15 protein-coding genes, 1 tRNA gene and 1 pseudogene are annotated in these 16,532 nt (G+C 56.5%); 11 read left to right on the top strand and 6 right to left on the bottom strand.

Annotated elements, in window-relative coordinates:
* Positions 1-566, bottom strand: a pseudogene (locus AADA04_RS04800) (signal peptide peptidase SppA); the annotation flags it as partial.
* A gap of 198 nt (positions 567-764) precedes the next feature.
* Between AADA04_RS04800 and AADA04_RS04795 the strand changes: the two are divergent.
* From AADA04_RS04795 to AADA04_RS04755, 9 genes are all read left to right on the top strand, one after another.
* Positions 765-839: transfer RNA gene (locus AADA04_RS04795), tRNA-Gln, on the top strand.
* A 375-nt stretch (positions 840-1,214) separates the two neighbouring features.
* Positions 1,215-1,982 (top strand): DUF3450 domain-containing protein, encoded by a 768-nt coding sequence (locus AADA04_RS04790; RefSeq protein WP_340692104.1) that lies wholly within the window; start codon positions 1,215-1,217, stop codon positions 1,980-1,982.
* Positions 1,983-2,015: 33 nt separating this feature from the next.
* Positions 2,016-2,300: a hypothetical protein gene (locus tag AADA04_RS04785; RefSeq protein ID WP_340692103.1), complete on the top strand. Its 285-nt coding sequence runs from the start codon at positions 2,016-2,018 to the stop codon at positions 2,298-2,300.
* 93 nt (positions 2,301-2,393) lie between these two features.
* On the top strand, positions 2,394-3,416 hold the full coding sequence (locus tag AADA04_RS04780; RefSeq protein ID WP_340692102.1) for a MotA/TolQ/ExbB proton channel family protein: 1,023 nt from the start codon (positions 2,394-2,396) through the stop codon (positions 3,414-3,416).
* 39 nt (positions 3,417-3,455) lie between these two features.
* On the top strand, positions 3,456-3,965 hold the full coding sequence (locus tag AADA04_RS04775; RefSeq protein ID WP_340692101.1) for a MotA/TolQ/ExbB proton channel family protein: 510 nt from the start codon (positions 3,456-3,458) through the stop codon (positions 3,963-3,965).
* On the top strand, positions 3,965-4,381 hold the full coding sequence (locus tag AADA04_RS04770) for a biopolymer transporter ExbD (RefSeq protein WP_340692100.1): 417 nt from the start codon (positions 3,965-3,967) through the stop codon (positions 4,379-4,381). Before AADA04_RS04775 ends, AADA04_RS04770 begins: the two co-directional genes overlap by 1 nt.
* Positions 4,382-4,394: 13 nt before the next feature.
* A complete protein-coding gene (locus AADA04_RS04765; protein ID WP_340692099.1) occupies positions 4,395-4,814 on the top strand; it encodes a biopolymer transporter ExbD in 420 nt (139 codons plus the stop codon).
* 11 nt (positions 4,815-4,825) lie between these two features.
* Complete coding sequence (locus tag AADA04_RS04760; RefSeq protein ID WP_340692098.1) at positions 4,826-5,449, top strand: energy transducer TonB; 624 nt, start codon at positions 4,826-4,828, stop codon at positions 5,447-5,449.
* A gap of 488 nt (positions 5,450-5,937) precedes the next feature.
* Positions 5,938-7,338, top strand: coding sequence for a hypothetical protein (locus AADA04_RS04755; protein ID WP_340692097.1), 1,401 nt, complete (start codon positions 5,938-5,940; stop codon positions 7,336-7,338).
* 176 nt (positions 7,339-7,514) lie between these two features.
* On the opposite strand, the gene AADA04_RS04750 is transcribed toward AADA04_RS04755, so the two are convergent.
* The 3 genes from AADA04_RS04750 to AADA04_RS04740 all read right to left on the bottom strand — a co-directional run bounded on the left by AADA04_RS04750 (position 7,515) and on the right by AADA04_RS04740 (position 9,919).
* Positions 7,515-8,039: a polymer-forming cytoskeletal protein gene (locus AADA04_RS04750; RefSeq protein ID WP_340692096.1), complete on the bottom strand. Its 525-nt coding sequence runs from the start codon at positions 8,037-8,039 to the stop codon at positions 7,515-7,517.
* Positions 8,029-9,246 carry a M23 family metallopeptidase gene (locus AADA04_RS04745; RefSeq protein ID WP_340692095.1) on the bottom strand — a complete coding sequence of 406 codons (1,218 nt, stop codon included), beginning with the start codon at positions 9,244-9,246 and terminating at the stop codon, positions 8,029-8,031. Before AADA04_RS04745 ends, AADA04_RS04750 begins: the two co-directional genes overlap by 11 nt.
* Positions 9,247-9,454: 208 nt before the next feature.
* Positions 9,455-9,919, bottom strand: a complete 465-nt coding sequence (locus AADA04_RS04740; protein ID WP_340692094.1) for a peroxiredoxin — start codon at positions 9,917-9,919, stop codon at positions 9,455-9,457.
* Positions 9,920-10,017: 98 nt separating this feature from the next.
* On the opposite strand from AADA04_RS04740, the gene AADA04_RS04735 reads away from it, so the two are divergent.
* Positions 10,018-13,404, top strand: coding sequence for a DUF3971 domain-containing protein (locus AADA04_RS04735; RefSeq protein WP_340692093.1), 3,387 nt, complete (start codon positions 10,018-10,020; stop codon positions 13,402-13,404).
* A gap of 10 nt (positions 13,405-13,414) precedes the next feature.
* Here AADA04_RS04735 and tyrS read toward each other — a convergent pair whose 3' ends face one another.
* Positions 13,415-14,665 carry a tyrosine--tRNA ligase gene (tyrS, locus tag AADA04_RS04730; protein WP_340692092.1) on the bottom strand — a complete coding sequence of 417 codons (1,251 nt, stop codon included), beginning with the start codon at positions 14,663-14,665 and terminating at the stop codon, positions 13,415-13,417.
* Between the two features lie 49 nt (positions 14,666-14,714).
* Between tyrS and AADA04_RS04725 the strand changes: the two genes are divergently transcribed.
* Positions 14,715-15,845, top strand: a complete 1,131-nt coding sequence (locus AADA04_RS04725; protein ID WP_340692091.1) for an anhydro-N-acetylmuramic acid kinase — start codon at positions 14,715-14,717, stop codon at positions 15,843-15,845.
* Here AADA04_RS04725 and AADA04_RS04720 read toward each other — a convergent pair.
* Complete coding sequence (locus AADA04_RS04720) at positions 15,842-16,519, bottom strand: alpha/beta hydrolase (RefSeq protein ID WP_340692090.1); 678 nt, start codon at positions 16,517-16,519, stop codon at positions 15,842-15,844. The two genes, AADA04_RS04725 and AADA04_RS04720, sit on opposite strands and share 4 nt — an antisense overlap.
* Positions 16,520-16,532 lie beyond the last annotated feature (13 nt).

Below are 16,532 nucleotides of genomic sequence, written 5' to 3'. Positions count from 1 at the left end.
GCGTTCTTGTATTCGTAGAACGGATAGATTTCAGATTTAACATCAACCTTGTCGAACAGGCCTTTGAGGAATTCCGTTTCGAACGTCACCCCCGTTGCAAACAGATCTGTTCCTGGCTGGATCCAAATTTCATCAGCCGCTGTCAACGAGCGCAGAGCGGACGGCCCGCTCATTCCGTAAGTGCCTTGCGTGTGCGCGATGATGAACTTTCCTGAGTCGCGGAAACTGTGAAACGCCTGACGCAATTCTTCCGCGCGCGCGCTGCCCACTCCGATCATTGCGCCTCGAACATATACGCCTTTAACGGAATCGTCGGTCTCAGCTGCCTTCATTTTGGTCAGTAGGTCTATAAAACCGGGCGTTTGAGAAAATGCCGCCAATCCCCCAACAGCGCTCTGGTCGGAGAATTCCATGTTCAGGTCGAGGCTGAGAACAACGTTGTCCGGACGTGGGGGCGTGGAGCTCGTTGCCCCCGCAATGAGCATGAAAACGAACGCGACCATAAGCAGGATAAAGACGAGCATCGCGGTGAACGCGCCTGCCATGGATAAAAAGAAGGTTTTCATGAGTACGCAAACTCCGTGCGATGCGATCAAAAGTGTCGAAGTTGAACTTTGCCGATTATCGATAAAAATGTAAAGGGCCGGGAGCATGCGGCATAGAAATGGGCAGGTTGTCACATGTTAGATGAGCCGTTGCGACTGAAACAATGTGATCGGGTGTTGCCAGAGTCAGTAAGAGTGGCTATCTCGCCTGCTTCTCGTTGGGGTGTCGCCAAGCGGTAAGGCACCGGTTTTTGGTACCGGCATTCCCAGGTTCGAATCCTGGCACCCCAGCCACCATTTTTGGTGCACGCGATAGAACAATCGACATCGTTACTGTATTGCAAGTGTTGCGTTCAAATGCGGCACGGATATTTTCTAAACGAATCGTAAAGCCTTATTGATCCCGTCGTTCAGGGTTGTTAGCGTCGGATTTCGCAAATAAGGGCGTTGCGGACTTGTTGCCAGAATGGCAAGGGTCAGAACGAGAGAGCGAGCAGCGCTCCAAAATGGGTAGGTGTCGGGCGACTTCGCCTTGCGACTTCCAAATAACTCGGCCGGTGTGTTTTAGGCCAGGCATTGAAACCGGGACATCTTCGCTAGCAGGATGCCTGATTGTCGAATTTTCCGCGCAACAATGCGCGACCGTTTGGAGAGTGAGAGGCAAACCTCATGAAGAAACTTCTGTCACCAGCACGCGGCGTCATCGCCGTTGCGCTGATTGCTGGACTGGCCATACCGGCCCAGGCTCAGTTGCGCGAAGCGCTTAACACGGGCGAGCAGGCCACACGGCGTGCTGAACAAGTCCAAGACCAAATCAACCAGCTTGATGATCAGCGCACCGATATGGTTCGTGAATATCGCACGCTGCTCCAGCGCCGCGATGCTGCCGAGCTCTACTCGAAGCAACAAGAACTCGTTGTGAAGAGCCAGCGTGAAGAGATCGTGTCTCTGACCGAACAGCTCGGGTCGATTGACGACATCACCGCGCAAACCGTTCCAATGCTCCTCAGCATGGTCGAAGATCTCCAGAACTTCGTTGCGGCCGACCTGCCATTCAAACAAACCGAGCGTGAGGCACGCCTCGAGGCGCTTGTTGGTATCATGCAGCAGCCCAACGTGACGGCTGCAGAGCAATATCGTCTCATCATGGATGCCTATCAGGCAGAGATGGAATACGGGCGGACGATCAGCACCTGGCAGGAAGAGATCGACATCGACGGCAAGCCGACGACCGTCGACATGTTCCTCTACGGGCGCGTGGCGCTCGTCTACCTGACACCAAATGGCAAGGCTTCGCGCTACAACCGGGCAACCGGCGAGTGGGAAAAGCTGAGCGGCAAATACGCGCCTGACATCGCAAAAGCGATCAGGGTTGCTCAAGGCAAAGCACAACAGGATGTCCTGTTTGCTCCCGTTCAGAAGTTCTCGGTCGAATAGTCGACGCGATCCAGGGAAATAGAGGTATAGAAGATGTTCAAGTTTAAATCCTCGCTGAAGGCTCTGGGCGCGGCAACGCTGCTCGGTCTCAGCTCAGTAACACTCGCGGCTCCGGCTGATGCACAGGCGACGTTGAAGTCGGTTCTGGATAGTATCCGCAAGGACTCGAATGAAATGTCGGCTGCTGATCAGGCTCGCCTTCGTGAGTTCCAGCAAGACAAGAATGCCCAGGAAGCCAAGATGACCCAAGCGCGTAATGCGCTCGGTGCCGTCGAAGCGCGTGGCCGTGCACTTGGCGCCGAATTTGATGCGATTTAAGCTGAACTCGGTGCACTTGAGGCTCAGGTCTCCGAGCAAGCTGGCGATTTCCAGGAGCTGCTTGGTCAGTTCCGGACCGCTGCCGGCGAAACGATGCCGGAAATTGCGAACTCGTTCGCGAATTTTGACTATCCGGACCGGGTCGAGGGCATTGCCGAGATTGCAGAAGCACGCACGCTTCCCAATCGCACTCAACTTGAGCGTCTGCCAAAAGCGATGCTCCAGGAAATGCTGGCCCAGTCAGAAGTGAGAACATTCACAGCAGTTGTTGACGGTATTGGCCCGGATGGGTCCAACGCCGAAGCAGAACTGATGCGTGTCGGTGTGTTCACTGCGGCGACGACCAATGGAAAGAAGTTCGTAGAAGTTAAGAAGCAGTCGGGCGGCGAAACTTTCCTGCAGGCATTCAGGCAACAGCCAGGCGGTGCTTTCAGCTCGTCGATGGGGTCTTTGATCAATGCAGGGCCTGACCAACTGGTTCGTGCGCCTGTCGATCCGTCGAAAGGTAACCTGTTTGGTATTCTCGGCGATCTGCCAAAATTCAGTGACCGTCTGCAACAAGGTGGCCCGGTTGGTGCCGTGATCGCGGTTCTCGCGGCTGTCGGTATCCTGATCGGTCTCTACAAGATCTTCACTTTGTTCACGATGGGCGGCGCGATGCGTCGCACAGCCAAGACCCGTCAGGCAGGTACAGGCAACCCGCTGGCTCGCGTGTTTGAAGCATACGAGACCAATCGTAATGCCGATATCGAGACACTTGAACTCAAGCTCGACGAACAGATCCTCCGTGAATCTCCGCGCATTGAACGCTTCAACGACATCATCAAGGTGTTCGCTGCGGTGGCTCCGCTGCTCGGCCTTCTCGGTACCGTTATCGGTATGATCATCACCTTCACCACGATTACGATCTACGGTGCTGGTGATCCAAAACTGATGGCTGGCGGTATCTCGGTTGCTCTGATGACCACGGTGTTCGGCCTCGTGGCCGCCATTCCGCTCTTGCTGATCCACGCTGTCGCGTCTTCGATGGCCCGTGGTAACCAGCAGATCCTCGACGAGCAGGCTGCAGGCCTGGTCGCTGAGAAAGCGGAATCGCTTCATGGGGTGGTGGCGTAAGCCATCACCCTCGTTTCACTCGAGGAGGAGGAACCCGTTATGGGTTTTGCAGATCTACAAGCTTTCCTCGATCGTGGCGGTCCGGTGTTGATTGTCATTATGGCAGCAACATTCTTCATGTGGGCATTGATCCTGGAACGACTGTTCTACTTCAGGTTCGCTCACAAGCAGGTGGCCGCAGAAGCGATCGCGGAGTGGCGTTCGCGCTCCGATCGGAAATCGACGTTCGCCCATTGGGTGAAAGACAAGCTGGTATCTGAAGTTCGCGCGAAAGCCGAACAGAACGTCCAGTTGACAAAGGCCATGGTGGCGCTTGCGCCGCTGCTCGGTCTGCTCGGCACAGTGACGGGGATGGTGGCGGTTTTTGACGTCATGGCCATCACCAACGGTGCAGATGCAAAGGCAATGTCTGCCGGCGTGTCGCGGGCGACAATTCCAACGATGGCCGGCATGGTCGCTTCTCTCTCTGGGATTCTGTTCACGTCCGGCATGGATCGTCGTGTGAACCGCTCGGTGCAGTGGGTCGAAGACGAGATGGAGATCGGCTGATGCGCGGACGCAAAGTAAGAAATCCTGACGAGGCCAATGTCGACCTCACGCCTATGCTGGACGTGGTTTTCATTCTGCTCATCTTCTTTATCGTGACGGCAACATTTGCCCAAGAAGAGGCGCTGGGGCTTGAGCCTCCGCCGCCTCCGGCGCCGGAGCAGGACCTGCAAGAGCAGGTGCCAGCCATCCTGATTCTCATTGATGCGACAAATCTCATCTCAGTGAACGGTCGGGCAACAGACATTGGTTCTGTGCGGGCAAACATCGAGCGGGTCCGGGCGGAAAATCCTGAAAGCGCGGTGGTTATCCAGGCGCACCCCAAGTCGAAGAGTGGCGTGATCGTGCTTATCCGCGATGCAGCGTACAATGCAGGCTATACGGACCGGGTGAACCTTGTCCTTACAGCCGTAGAATAGAGGAGCGACAAACATGGCACGCAGAAAACGCCAATCCGTCGCCGGTGGGGGGGGAGCGGAAGACGATGTCAACCTGACGCCCATGCTGGACGTTGTGTTCATTCTTCTGATCTTCTTCATTGTGACGGCGCAGTTCATCAAGGAGCCCGGGGTTCCGATCGTACGGCCTGAGGTCGACAACAAGTCCCAGGTCAAGCCGCTCGCGATACTGATCGCGATCGACGAGAATAGCGATATCTACATCGACAAGAAAAAGATCGAACCCGCCGAGATTGGATTCACGTTCAAGCAATTGCGTGAGGACAACCCGAAAGGCGAAGTCGTTGTTCAGGCCGATGTGGATTCCGAAGCCGAAGTGCTGGTCGATGTCATGGAGACGATCAACAAGATCGACGGCTCTACGGTGATCAATATTTCGGCCAAGAGAGAGTAGGAGACCAAGACATGTTCAACAGTCCTTTTCTCAGACTGGTAGTGGCATTCGCGATTGCTGTGCCGATCGTCTATGCCCTGTTCATCCTGATGAGTTCGCTGATCAACGTCACCGAGATCAGGGTCGACAAGGGTGAGCAACGGGTGCTGGCGTCGATAACGCCCCAGCAGCAGGACAGCGAAGTACGGACACGCCAGCGGTCGAAACCGAAGCGTCTGGACTCGGCAGCGAAGCCACCGCCACCGCCCAAGGTGTCGGCGACCAAGTCACAGATCAATCTGCCGACTCCACGGATCGCAGGCGCCGCACCGACGGAACTTAACTTGGGCCGGATGCAGTCACTTGCAATCGATCCAGTGGCTATTTCCGATCGGGATGCCCAGCCGATCCGTCCACCAACGCCTTCGTTCCCTCAGCGGGCCGCAGAGCGTGGAATTGAAGGAACCTGCGATGTTCGCTTTGATGTGGACACACGTGGACGCCCATACAACGTCCAGGCAACCTGTTCGAACGACATGTTCAAGCGGGAAGCTGAGCGTGCCGTTTCACGCGTGGAGTTTGCTCCGAAGATCATTCGTGGCAAAGCTGCGGAGCGCAAGAACGTGGTCTATCCGCTCGAATTCAAGCTTCAGTAGTCCGGAGTTTGATGGCGTTCGATCAAATACAAAGAGCGCCCCATCGATGGGGCGCTCTTTTTTTGAAAGCCTATGCAGGACCAGCGCTGAACTCGCGGTGAGTCGGCGAGCACCTTGAGTAGCTGGCGACAAAATGATATAAAATAACAAAATGCATTTTCGGAGAGATGTGTGATTTGGATAATGTCAGGTCTTCGTCTGGTGGCGGATTAGCCGTCCCAAGAGCTGGCAGATTACGTTGGATGGAAATGAGCGTGTCAGGTCGACCATTGGCCTGATGTGTCATGTACTAAAGTGATTTACGTGCCGATTGGCATTGACGAAACCGGGCGTAGCGACCCATACATAGTTGGTAAGCGTTACACCTAACGATGAGCAGAAATGCGCTGCGGAAAAGCTTGAAGTAGCGCGTAGAAGTTCTTGATCCCGCCCGACAATTCCGGTTGATTGGGCCAAACCCCGCGGGCTGCGCGGAGAGGAGAGGAAACATGGGAATTAGAGCAACTCTCAGGGGCGCCGTGATCGTGGGCCTGATGGCGACGATGGGCGCAGGTGCCGCATTGGCTCAGGCTTGCACGGAGACTGAGTTCACGTCGAAAACGGGTCAGACCTACCTTGAGGCCGAACAGGCCGCAATGGTGAAGAAGGACTTCGCAACCGCGATTTCGAAGTTGAACTCGCTGCGCACGCAGACATTGAACTGCTACGAAGAAGGCGCAGTGATCAAGCTGTCAGCCTATATCAAAATTGAGAATGGTGACCGTAGGGGTGCGGTGCAGGATCTGCTTACGGCGCTCAATAAGGGTTACATTCCAGAAGCGGACGCCGCTCAGACATACTATAATATTGCGCAGATCTATCTTCAGGAAGAAGATCTCGGCAAAGCACTTGAGTACATGACCAGGTGGCAACAGGCCGGTGGTAAGCCGGATCGCACGCAGAAATGGCAGCTCGCCGTTCTCAACCAGCGCGCCGACAAATTCAAGGAAGCCGTACGCTGGGCAGAAGAGGTTCGTCGTGACGATGGATCAAACTTCAAGCAGGAAGTCTATGACCTGTTGTTGTTCCTCTACAACCAGACCGGCGAAAAAGCGAAAATGGCCGAGGTGCTGGAAGTGCTGGTCGAGCGCAATCCCACCGAGCGGAAATATTGGGATGCAATCGCGGGTAACTATTTTGCTGACAATGAAGAACGCAAAGCGTTCGAAGTTCAGAAGGCGATGTATCTCGGCGGGCTTCTGACGACTCAAGACGAGCTGATGCGGATTGTGAACTTCTACAATCGTTTCAATGCGCCTTATCACGCTGCCCGCGTTCTAGAAAAAGAAATGAATGCAGGGCGAATTACCCGAAATCTGGAGCGGCTTGAGCTGCTTGCGAACCTGTACCAGGTCGCTCGTGAGCATGAGAAGGCCATTCCGGTTATCAAGCAGGCAGCTGATGCTGGCGGCGGTGGCGCCATGTATGAACGCTTGGGTCGTTCATATGCTGACCTTCAGAAATGGAAGGAAGCAGAAGACGCACTCAACAAGGCGATCAGCCTGGGTGGCATCAAGGATCGTGGCAACGCTTATGTCTTGATTGGTCAGTCGCGCTATGAACGCGGTGATCGGGCAGGGGCGCGAGAGTCATTCAAGACCGCGGGCAATAGTGCCGGACGCAGCTGGATCGACTTCATGAACTCTGAAGAGAATACAAAGCGTGCGTTGGTATGTTTTGAAGTTCAGTCAGCTTGGCTCAACATTGAGAATGAAGCCAAGATCTGTAAGCGTCTCGCTGTTCTGGGCGAAGAAAACCTGCCAGAGAACTGCAAAACGATCAAAGAACGCCTGGAGGCCGCAGAAGCAAAATACAATGCGACGCCAGAATGCAAGGGGCAGGGGACCTGATTGCGCTTTGAGCGCACACTCTCTTCCTTAGAATCCGTTTGTTAAAAAAGCCCCGAGCAGGATTTGCTCGGGGCTTTTTTTCATTGTGAGGTGGACAAACCAGCCCCCAAAGAAAAGCCGCCGACGGAGGAACCGTCGGCGGCTTTTAGCTAAATTGGACTTGAGCTATGTGAGGCTCAGGAGGCCGAAGTCGATATCCCGAACGATGCAGAACCAGATTGCCCAATTGGCGACGCGGACTCATTCGCAGCCGCCGGCGTTGCGCCTTTTGGACCACTGTCCTTCAATGGATCGTCGGCGTGCTTAACTTGTCCTTCAAATACGGCGTTCGACTGGATCTGAAGGGAAGCGTGTACGATGTCGCCTTTGACGTGAGCGCCTGATTCCAGTTCAACCTTGCGGGCCCGGATCGAGCCACGAATCTTGCCCTTCACCTTGACGACTTCCGCTTTCACTTCGCCTGTGATGAAACCAGACGCACCGATAGTGATGTCGGTCGCGCTGACGTCGCCGTCAACGACACCATCAATCTGCAGAGCACCCTCGGATATCACCGAGCCGTTGATCTTCATATCGGCGCAGATGATGGAGGCGGCGCGCGCTGCGGGCTTCATGGCTGCTCCGCGAATGGCGTCCTGAGCAGGCGCAGTCTTGGCCGGTTCAGGGGAGCTGTTGTCTTGATTTTTGTTTTTAGTGAACATGACGGCCTGCTTTCAAAAATTTCGCTGGATCATAAGGTTTGCCGTTGAACCAGACTTCATAATGAAGGTGGTCACCCGTACTTCTGCCGGTTGTCCCCATCTTGCCGACCAAGTCACCGATTTCGACGATGTCGCCCTTTGATACCGTAATCCCGCTCAGGTGGCCATAGCGCGACTTGAAACCGTGGCCGTGGTCTATTTCCACCAGGCGGCCATATCCCGGGCTTGCACCGGCGAAAGACACTTTTCCTGGCCCAGCGGCGACAATGGGGGCGGCGTGATAGGCGGCCAAATCAAGGCCATTGTGCCAGCCTGGGCGCTTCCTGAACGGATCGATGCGCATGCCATAGTCGCTGGTCTGTCGAAACGGCACACCAACCGGTCGGCCGAGAGGAAGGTTGGCGACGATTTGTTCATAGTATCGCATCTCTTCGACCCGCGCGCGTGTCTGGGTGAGGCGGTTGTAGAACGAGGCATCTTCGGTCGACAGATTTGATGTGCTGGCAGTCAATGTTGCGATCGACACGAGCGGGCCGCCCATCTCTGCGCCGGACATGATCCGGTCACTGCCTACGGACGTCAGCTGAAGGACACCGCGCGCGCGTTCAGCGCGGTCAATGGCCATGTCCTCGGCCTCGTCCAAAACGCGTTCCTGATCATACTTGAGGTTTTTCAGGCTTATGCGGGTTCCGCTCGTATCGAACGATGCTGTGATCGGCTGATAGTTTCGCGATTGGCGATTGTCGGCCTCTTCGATCGATGCCTTTACGAGGAGACCGGTGCCATCGCCTTTGAGCGCAGAAACTTCGAGATTTTCGTCGCCCTTCAGCTTGTCGAAAAGCTCCTCAAGCGCCTTCTGGCGGTCTTCCCACTCGGCCGTCTCTTTTTGGAAGGCGTCCGTGCGCTCTTCAAGCAGTGAGCGTGACAGGGCATCCTTTGCGCGAAGTTCCTGTACCCAGCGCTCATATTTCGCAAGTTCGCGATCGTCAGGATTGCCGGCAATCGTACTCGTTGGGCCACCCAGCACATAGCTGCCGGTCACAAAAAGCGTCCAGCCTGCCAAGGCGGCGGCACCTGCTGCAATGATGGCTTGTTGCCAGGGCGAGACCGAAATGTAGCGAACTGTACCACCGCTGCGATGATAGATCTGGCGTTCTGGGAACGCTCGATCAAACGCCGCTTTAACGTTTGCACTCCACTTCGTCATTCACGCCACCCGTCGACTGGAAATCACACCCCATACTGCAATAACCACTGCAGCACGTTTCCCAAACCCGTGGAGGACATAAATACCCATTTCGATCTTGGGTGAAAGCCCTACGGAACACAATTCATGCAATTTTTCGCCTAATTGGGTAAATGCCCTGTTAAAGTACGGAATTTTGGGTGAACTGTGCGTAATAAACGGCCCCCTGTCAGACTTTTAAGGAATCGAGCACATCCTGAGCGTGCCCCTTCACTCTGACTTTTGGCCAGATTCTTTTCACGATGCCTTCCGGGTCGATCAAAAAGGTTGATCTTGCGACGCCCATATAGGTGCGCCCGTACATGTTCTTTTCGACCCAGACGCCGTACGCTTCGCAGACGCTTCCGCTTTCGTCTGACCCAAGCTCAATTTGCAATCCATGTTTTTGGACAAATTTCTGGTGACGGGGCAGGCTATCCCGTGAAACCCCCAAAATCGCAGCATTGGCAGCTTCGAAAGCTGGCGCAAGTTCAGAAAAGTCTTTGGCTTCGTTGGTGCAACCAGGCGTGTCATCCTTCGGATAAAAATAAAGAACCAGATGTTTGCCTCGATACGACGCGAGTTGCTTCGTCCCAAGCGTGGTTTCGATAGAAAATCCGGGAGCTTTTTCGCCAGCTTCGAGTGATCGTGTCATGTATTCCTCCTATGGTGCCTGAAAAGGACTGTGCTTATATCAAAGTCCTGCAGCAAAGCTGTTCGATACGTGTCGCATGAAGCTTAAGGAGCGTGCCGTTGGTTCGCCAGACCGCCTCGACGGTTATTCTTGAAATACTTGGAGGCCTGATTCTGCTCGTGATGGTCGCGGCAGGTTTGTTGGCGTTCCGCTTGGCAAGCGGCCCCCTCGAATTGGGGGTGTTCAAGGACGACGTGGAACTGGCGCTGACTGACGCCCGAGACGGCCGGCCGGTACGGATCGGTGAACTCTATCTGGAATGGTCACAGGCGGACCGTCGCGTGCGGGTCAGCGCGAGCAACCTCCAACTCTTCGACGACGCGGGCGCTCTAAGTGCAGAAGCCCAACGCGCCGACCTGATATTGGCAGGCTCATCGCTCGCTCTAGGCAAGGTCGAAGTACTTGCAATGGATTGGGACGAAGGCTGGATCAACGTCGATAGTGTAACCGAGACAAAGTGGAAAGTGGCAGGTGATCCACTGCCAGAAATACCTGCAGGTAAATTGCCGACGACGCCGGCTGAATGGCTGCAGCGAGCGAACGAAGTGCTGCCGCAATTACTTGTTGCGCTTGAGCATGCCGAATCAATTGTTGATCTGGAGCGCGTATCATTCGATCACTTCGAAGTGCGTGTACGAGGCCCGGACGGTTCTAACTTACTCACACTCAAATCGGCGAAAGGGCGGCTCGCGCGCGAATCCGGAGGTATCGTCCTGTCCGTCGCCGGCAGTGGGATTGGCGAGGGTCTCCCAGCGGGACTGGCCGCGACCCTTGCGACGACCAACGCCGGCCAGAAACTGAAGGCAGAGTTTGCCGTCGCGCAATGGCCGCTTGCCGACCTTGCGATAAGACTCGGGATGAGTCGCGAGCGTTTTGACGGATTGCCGGCAAGCGTTGCGGTGTCATTCGATGTATCGAAGTCTGCTGGCGTAGAACAAATTATTATAGAGGTCGATGCGGGGCAAGGCCGTCTCCCCGTCGGTCGCGACGGGATCAACGTTGAGAATCTTGGCCTGCGGGCGGCCTATATGGCCGCAGCCGACGCTCTGACTATTGACGTGAACAGCACCAAGGCAGGTCCGTTCAAGGGACGGATTGTTCTTGATCTGCAAGACGCGATGCGGGGCCAGGGGGCACACAAATTCAGCTTGGTCAGTGAAGAACTCGAATTGGATTTCACACCCTTTTTAGAGCAGGTGATTCCAATCAGCCAGTTGAATTTTGAGGGAGAGGTGGACCTTACGCGCTATGCGTTTCAGAACGCAGAACTCAAATTTCAGACCGGCGCGGATCAGTTGAAGGCGTCGGGCTCGGTTGAACTCACACCAGACCGCCAGCCGGGCGAAATGCCTTTGATCGGCAGTTTTGATGTCGTCTCAGAAGGCGACTTGAGCAAAGATACAGTTATGGCATTCTGGCCAGTAGGCTTGGGGTCTGGTGCCAGGCGGTTCGCGGCCAAGCGGATTCCGGAAGGCATTGCATCGTCCGTAACAGGGCACATGGACTTACAACGTGACAGCTTCTCCGAGGGCTATTTGAAGGATGAACACCTTCAACTGGATTTCAAAGTCCGCAATGCCGTTGTGAAGTTCATGGACAGTTTACCCGCAGTTCAAAACGCAAGCGGAAAAGGCCATCTGTCTGGAAATGGCTTCAGGGTCATTCTCGAGAGTGGTGAATTTGGCGGCTGGTCTGTCGATGACGGTGTTGTGGATTTTCCGGCATTTAATCCGCCTGGCGTGCCATTTCGAGTGTTCGCGAAGGGCCACGGGCCGGCGACCAACATCATGAAGACGCTCGCTGAGTCCAGCCTGAAGATCGAATTCGAACCCGAGCGATTGACTGGCGATGCGGAAATGACATTTGAAATGTTCCGTCCGGCCCGGGATAATGTGCCGTACAAGGAAATTCGATTCTCGGCGCTTGGAACAGTGGCGAAAGGCGGGTTGAAAAATGCCGCGCTCGGATTCGATCTGATAAACGGAAATTTCAAGATTGATACCAATCAGGCAGGCATCACGGTCAGCGGATTTGGTGACCTTGGTTCATCTCCGGTGCAGTTCACCTGGCGAGATGCATTCAACGATAATGACCAGCCTTCAAACCTATCCGCGACGGCTGTCGTAACGCCAGACGTGCTCAATCGTTTCGGCATTTTGGGGCGGGCTTATCTGTCTGGAGAAGTTCCTCTGGAGCTTCAAGCGCGCCTGCAAGGAGAGCGCCTCATTTCGGCCGACACGGCGCTTGATCTCAGTGAATCTCGAGTCGACATTTCCGAGATCGGCTGGGTGAAGGCCAAGGGCGTTCCGGCGAAAGCGTCGGTTCAATATTTGAAGACAGGCGACTTGGCGAAATCCACGGTTTTGTTCACGTCAGAAAATGCGCGTCTTGATGGCGACTACATACTCGGTGAGGATTCGAAGCTGGTTTCCGCCGTACTGAGGCGCGCTTACCTGAAGAACAAAGCAGATTTTGGTGGAGACATGGCGCGGTCGCCTGACGGTGCCCTGATGCTCCAGCTTGACGGAACCTATCTCGACCTGTCCGGACTGATGTCGGGACTTGGGGCCGTTGGGGATGCGGAAAACGTCAACAAGACTCCCATGAGCATTAGTGCCAATCTTGATACATTGACGCTGAGGCCGGGCTTGGACATGCGCGATGCCAAACTCAACGCTCAGACTGGTATCCGCGGACTTTCACTTTTTACGGCAACCGGAAGCGCAGATGATGGATCGCCGCTCTCGGCGAAGTATGACGCCACGCGACCCGACGGCGCCACTGTCAATGTGGAAAGTGGCAATGCCGGATTCATTGCCCAGGCGTTGATCGGTGCTGATTTCCTTGAGGGCGGCAATCTGGTGCTGACAGGCAAGTTCACGAAAGATGCTTCGCCCGCGACGTTCGATATCGCTCTGACGGATGTGAGAATGCACAATGCACCCTTCCTGACGCAGATACTGTCGCTGGCGTCACTTCGGGGGCTTGCCGACACACTGGGGGGCGAAGGTGTACTGTTTTCCCGGATCGACGTGCCACTCAAGCTCGCGAATGGACGGTACGTCGTCACGGGCGCGAAAGCGCAAGGCCCGGCGCTGGGCCTGACTACGAGCGGGTACATGGAGGGTAAAAGCGGCGCCATCGAGTTCAATGGCGTGCTTGTGCCCAGCTTCGGCATGAATTCCGCGCTTGGGGGTATCCCGATTATTGGCGACCTTGTTGTCGGCCGCGACGGCGAAGGCGTATTTTCACTGACATATGCGATCAGTGGAACCTTGGAAAAAGCCAATGTGTCGGTCAATCCGCTATCGGCGCTTGCCCCAGGCGTCATACGACGGATTTTCGAGAATCCGTCAGACACAAAGATCCCGGAAGCCAAACTTCGTACGCCAGACGAACCCATTCCGTCTGAGCTTCCGCCCATTCCGGAAGAAAGCTTCGAATAGTTTTGGCGTCCTAGCCTGCTTTCACCAGCGCGTGGCGCTTCTTGCCGGCTGACAATTTAATGGCCCCGTTAATCAGGTCCTTCGCGCCGAGCGTCCCGTTCTGGTCACTGATCAGGACATCGTTCACTTTGGCTGCGCCCTGTTTGATCAACCGTCGGGCTTCACCGTTCGAACCCGCAAGCCCTGCCGCGACGAATGCTGCTGCCACAAGCATGCCAGCATCAAGTTCCGATTGTGCAACTTCAACAGTCGGCAGCGCTTCTGCCGATGCGCCAGCGCCGAAGACGGCTTTGGCAGCTTCAGCCGATTTCGAAGCCGCGTCGGCCCCGTGCAGCAAGGTTGTTGTTGCATTTGCCAGAGCGATCTTGGCGTCATTGATCTCAGCGCCCTGAAGCCTTTCGAGGGCCTCGATCTCGGCGAGTTCCAGGTCGGTGAACAAGCGCAGGAATCGGCCAACGTCCGCGTCTTCGGTGTTGCGCCAGAACTGCCAGTATTCGTAGGGGCTTTTCCTGTCAGCGTTGAGCCAGACGGCCCCATCGGCCGTCTTGCCCATCTTTCCGCCAGACGCGGTCGTAATCAGCGGAGATGTCACGCCATAGGCTTCACCGCCGGCGACCCGGCGTGTGAGCTCGACCCCGTTGATGATATTGCCCCATTGGTCCGATCCGCCGAGTTGGAGCCGGACGCCGTAGCGTCTGTAAAGTTCAAGAAAATCATAGGCCTGCAAGAGCATGTAGTTGAATTCGAGGAATGTGTAGGGCTGTTCGTTGCGCAGGCGGCGCTCAACGGTTTCCTGCTTGATCATTGTGTTGATCGTGAAATGCACGCCGTAATCGCGCAGGAATTCGACGTAGCCAATCTTCGACAACCAGTCGTCATTGTTGACCATGATCGCGTCGGTGGGGCCGTCACCAAATTTCAGGAACGGTTCGAACGCCTTCTTGATGCCCGCAATGTTCGCAGCGATCTGCTTATCCGTCAGGAGCGGGCGGGACTTGTCCTTGTCGGTCGGGTCGCCGACCTTGGTCGTGCCGCCGCCCATCAGGACGACAGGCTTGCCACCGCAGCGCTGGAAATGGCGCAGCATCATGATCTGGAGCAGCGAGCCAACGTGGAGGCTGTCGGCGGTGGCGTCGAACCCGATATAGGCTGCCGGGGCTCCTGAAGCACAATAGGCATCGAGCTCGGCAGGGTGGGTCACCTGCTTGATGAAGCCCCGTGAATCCAGCGTTTTCAGGAATTCCGACTTGTATTCGGTCATTGTCTCGTGTCTCCGTAAGCGCAGGCGCGTAACACGGAAAGCGGAATTCTTGAACCATCCAATTCACGATAACGAACCGCAATGGGTTGCAGGTTTCATGTCCGGAACGTCACTGGATGCTACAGACGCAGCGCTGATTCTGACGGATGGGGAGCGCGTTCTGGAATTCGGACCGGTTGCGGAGCGCAAATATACAGCCAAAGAGCGGCAGGTATTACAGGAGGCGACGGATGCGGCGCGGGCCTGGAACTGGACCGGACCGGCGCCGGAAGACGCATTTGAAGCGGCCCGCAAGGTGGTCACCGAGACCCATGCAGAGGTGTGGCAGGTACTGCGGCAAGGGGGTGGTAAGGGGGTGGTTGTACCATTGGCGGGCGTCCATGGGCAGACAGTTCTCCACAGGCGGCCTCGTCCAGACGCACCCGGCGCGACCCTGCAATTGATCGACCCGGTTGCGTTGCAGGCGGCGCTTGGCATCCCGCTCGCTTACGACTTCCGGAGCGCTGACGTGGCAGCCGGAGGACACGGGGCGCCCCTGGCGCCGGTCTACCATGGCGCATTGCTGGACCGCGCCGGCGACGGAGCGAGCGCGGTGCTGAACCTTGGTGGTGTGGCAAACATCACGGTCCGCATGGCCGACGGCACCCTGTTCGCTTTCGATACGGGACCTGCCAACGGGCCGATCGATGAATGGGTCGCGGCGCATGGGAAAGGCACGCATGATGTAGGCGGTGCCTTTGCGTCGGCGGGCCAGGCGCAGGAGGGGCTGCTGGCGCAGTTGCTGGACCATGACTGGTTCAGTGAACTGCCGCCGAAGTCGCTCGACCGTTATGATTTCAATGCGAGCATGGCCAAGGGCCTGTCGTTCGAGGACGGGGCGGCAACGCTGACGGCCTTTTCAGCGCGAGCGGTGGCGAAGGGCGTTGCCCAGCTGCCGGATGCGCCACAGCGGGTAATTGTGTGCGGTGGCGGGCGTCATAATCCGGCGATGATGGCCGCGCTCCGTGCGGCGCTGCCGTGTCCCGTGCTGAGCGCGGAAGAGGCCGGGTGGCGCGGGGACTCAATCGAGGCGGAGGCGTTTGCCTTCCTGGCCGCGCGGACCGTGCGTGGCCTGCCGCTGAGCTGGCCGACCACGACGGGCGTTCCGGCCGCCATGACGGGCGGCCGGTTGAAGGGCTAGTCCTTCTCGGCTTCGATACGCAGTTTCTCTTCTGCTTCTTCGAGGCGCTGGTGCAGGTATTGCTCGCAGAGGCCGATCAGTTCGTCGCGCTTGTCGACGTAGAAGTGGTTGGCGCCCTTGACGCGGGCCCGTTCAATGACTTCGCCCTTCTGGACGCGAACCTTGGTGAGGGCGCGTTCAATATCTTCCGGGCTGGCAATTGCATCTGAGTCGCCGCAGACGATCAGGCCCGATGCCGGGCAGGGCGCCAGGAATGACAGGTCATAATGGTTGGCCGGTGGTGAAATGGCGAGGAAGCCATCGATTTCCGGGCGGCGCATCAGCAACTGGAGCGTGATCCAGGCACCAAAGCTGTAGCCGGCACACCAGACATAACGCGGGCTTTCGCTCAGGTTCTCGATGTAATCGAGGACGTAGGCAGCATCTTCAAGCTCGCCGATGCCCTGATCATAGACGCCCTGGCTGCGGCCGACGCCGCGCGAATTGTACCGCAGGACACCGAATCCGGCCCGTTCGAACATCTGGTACAGCATGATCGAGATCGGATCCTGCATCGTGCCACCCGCCTTCGGGTGGGGGTGCAGGACCAGCGCAATTGGTGCGCCGGGATGCGGCGGCTCTGTGTAGCGCGCCTCGATGCGGCCCTGTGGACCCGGAATAATCAGTTCTGCCATGACACCCTCGGAG

The organism is Hyphomonas sp. (assembly GCF_037969335.1).
Taxonomy (GTDB): domain Bacteria; phylum Pseudomonadota; class Alphaproteobacteria; order Caulobacterales; family Hyphomonadaceae; genus Hyphomonas.
The sequence above is the reverse complement of the archived record's forward strand: the minus strand, read 5'-3'. Positions and strand labels throughout refer to the sequence as shown.